The organism is Reichenbachiella ulvae, from assembly GCF_025833875.1.
In the GTDB taxonomy this organism is placed as follows: Bacteria; Bacteroidota; Bacteroidia; order Cytophagales; family Cyclobacteriaceae; genus Reichenbachiella; species Reichenbachiella ulvae.
Genome location: NZ_JAOYOD010000003.1, coordinates 1 through 3,165 on the forward strand (window position 1 = coordinate 1; position 3,165 = coordinate 3,165).

The 3,165-nt window shown below is 42.7% G+C and carries 1 protein-coding gene and 1 pseudogene; both read left to right on the forward strand.

Annotated features, from left to right (window positions below):
• A pseudogene (gene guaB, locus N7U62_RS22660) lies at nucleotides 1-1,235 on the forward strand (IMP dehydrogenase); the annotation flags it as partial.
• 505 nt (nucleotides 1,236-1,740) lie between these two features.
• Nucleotides 1,741-2,253: a globin domain-containing protein gene (locus N7U62_RS22665; protein WP_264140463.1), complete on the forward strand. Its 513-nt coding sequence runs from the start codon at nucleotides 1,741-1,743 to the stop codon at nucleotides 2,251-2,253.
• Nucleotides 2,254-3,165: the final 912 nt, after the last annotated feature.

The following is a 3,165-nucleotide window of genomic DNA, read 5'->3' on the forward strand; positions in this document are numbered from 1 at the left end:
ACCATCGAAAAACAAGCCGCACAAGTCCGCAAGGTCAAAAGATCCCAAAGCGGGATGATACTTGATCCTGTGACCTTGCATGGCGATGCCACTGTAGGCGATGCGCTAGCAGCGATGAAGGAGCATAAGATTGGTGGTATACCGGTAATCGACGAAGAACAAGAAGCTCGTCGGTATCGATTACCAACCGAGATCTCAGGTTTCAAAGAAACAAAAAACTCCTGATCAAAGAGATCATGACGAAAGACAATCTAATCACCGCCAAAGACGGAATTGGACTGGAAGGAGCTGAAGAGATCTGCAAGAGCACAAAATTGAGAAACTTCCTATTGTAAATGACTCTGGTGTAATGACTGGGCTCATCACATATAAGGATATTCTTAAAAACAAGGACAAGCCTAATGCTTGTAAAGACGAATTCGGAAGGCTGAGAGTAGGTGCAGCCGTGGGTGTAACTCCGGATATCGAAGCCAGAATTCAGAAACTGATCGAAGCAGGTGTAGACGTAGTGTCTATCGATACTGCGCATGGTCATTCCAAAGGTGTAATAGATACATGCAAAGCCATCAAAAAGGCTTACCCAAACCTGGACGTAATAGTAGGAACATTGCCCACAGCCGAAGCAGCAGTAGCTCTCGCCGATGCAGGCGCCGATGCCATCAAAGTGGGTGTAGGTCCTGGTAGTATTTGTACGACTAGGATCATCGCTGGTGTAGGCATGCCACAGCTATCTGCAGTATACGAAGCAGCCAAAGCCGTAGAAGGTCGAGGCATTCCAATTATTGCCGACGGTGGCATCAGGTTTTCGGGAGACTTTGTAAAAGCCATCGTTGCTGGAGCCAATTGTATTATGATTGGGTCCTTGCTAGGAGGTACAGAAGAGGCTCCTGCGATGTAATCATCTACGAAGGAAGAAAATTCAAAACTTACCGAGGTATGGGTTCTGTAGAAGCCATGGAAGACGGATCTAAAGACCGCTACTTCCAAGATGCAGAAGACGATGTGAAAAAACTAGTACCAGAAGGTATCGTAGGTCGAGTGCCATACAAAGGCATGGTAGCAGAAGTGCTTCATCAATTGACTGGTGGTTTGAAAGCTGGTATGGGCTACGCTGGAGCATCTACTGTAGAGCAGTTGAAAAAGGCAAGTTCGTGAAAATCACTGGTGCTGGTATGGCAGAATCTCATCCACACGATATTCAGATCACAAGAGAAGCACCGAATTATAGTAGATAATGCCAGTCTAAAACATTGAAGTAAAAGGGCAACTTGATTGTATTCAAGTTGCCCTTTTTTAATATAAACCATTTTCAACATTCGTTTTAGAGCCTTTACAATTAAGCCGAAGAACTTGCTTTATTGATAAAAAAGAAAGCCATGCTGACAAAGCGAAAACGAACACATGAGTAATGGAAATGCAACGAGAAAATGCTTGACACTAATGAATCACTCCACACATTTTGCTGTCTAACCATACAAGACATGCCTTACAGCAACCTAATGCTCCACCACAAAAACAGCCCAAATTCTACCTAAAAGCCATTTTGTTGTTCGATTTCCTGTCAATTGACAGGTTTGATTCTGTCATAAAAATCACGTGTACTTGTCATCAGCCATAGACGTAATGCTCGATGTGCCCCTGGTAGTTTTGTCTTACAATTTTAATATGAGAAAATGCTTACACTCGGGGTATCGGGAATGCCGATATCTGCAATTTTTCGAAACTAAAATTTAGAAATGCATGACAAACACAGTATCAATTACCCCTTACAACAAGCGATTGGTTCGTGCCACCTTCTGGATGGTAGAGTCCAAAACCGACGAAGCAGCCAAGGTGTTTTATTCCAAACTTTTCGAAATGAGTCCAGAGCTCAGGCCGCTTTTCAAAGGTAATATGCAAATGCAAGGAAGAAAGATGATGGAAATGATCAGTACGGTAGTCAAAGGACTAAATACTCTCGACGTATTGGCTCCCCTCGTACGCAACATGGGGCGTAGACATATGACCTATGGCATTCGCTCAGAGCATTACAACATGGCCGCTGCGGCACTGATGTATTCGCTCAAAGAAGAACTTAAAGAAAACTGGAACGAAGAGGTAGAAGCTGCTTCGGCTCGAAGTTTACGAAACTCTCTCAGATATCATGCAATCCGCTTAAATTATGAATTTCAAAAAATATGTCCGTGTGGCCATCAGCCTTATTTCTTATGCTTTATTGATGTTGCTCATTATAGCTGGGTGAATAGAGTCTAGAAAGTGACTCCCCCAAAAATAATTTCAAAGACCCTATCATCAATAGTTGGCAAATAGCTGTATTGTACACCCATATCGATTAGCGGTAATAGTCTAAACAAATTGAAATTGAAGGAAGAACTTCAGCTCCATATGACTTCGAGTCATGATCTGACTACCATGGGAGTATACATCTCTCCCAATTCCATAATCATAAAACCCATTGATGTAAACCCGTCGAGCGTTGAACACAGGCCCTAATGCTCAATCCATATACGCCAAGGGCATTTTGTAGTTGAACGATAAGTTGACAAAACTGTATCGTACGCAAATGATAATGATAGCCTCTGTAAGTCTAGATAGAGCTGGCAAATTGATATTCTGAATTATCGTCTTGTTGATAACCTCCAAGCAGTCGCACCGAGTTATGTCTGAATAGGCCTGGAAAATACAAATTAGTCTGTACCGAAAATTGCTCGCTTTGGAAATTGCCACCAAATGGTGTCTGTTTGTAATTCAACACCAACGTTTACCTTATTGGCTGTTAAGATCTGAAATAACTTCTACTGTAGCAATCGCTGAAACGAGGCTTTATATATCATACCGATCAACTCTCCATTTCGTAACAAATCTGTGGATCCATCACAGGCACATCATAATTTTGTACTGCGATATAATCTGTGCTTACGCTTCACCTACGGGTACATTTTCGTATTGGTGAAAAAACAAGGCAGCCGATCTGATTTTATTTCGCTTTCATCAAACCTAACGTTCGACGCGCATCCTAATCCTACTACATCCACCGTACGAGCCCCATACCCAAAACTGGCATCGAGGATCGGGTACCATGCCGTATAGCTCCCCGCAACTACAAATTGCTACATTTTCATCATTGTTGTAGGTCGCATTCGCCTACAAGGTCGAAGCTTCAGC

Coding starts and splice junctions, on each gene's coding strand:
- N7U62_RS22665 (WP_264140463.1), top strand. CDS start 1,741: ATGACAAACACAGTATCAATTACCCCTTACAACAAGCGATTGGTTCGT.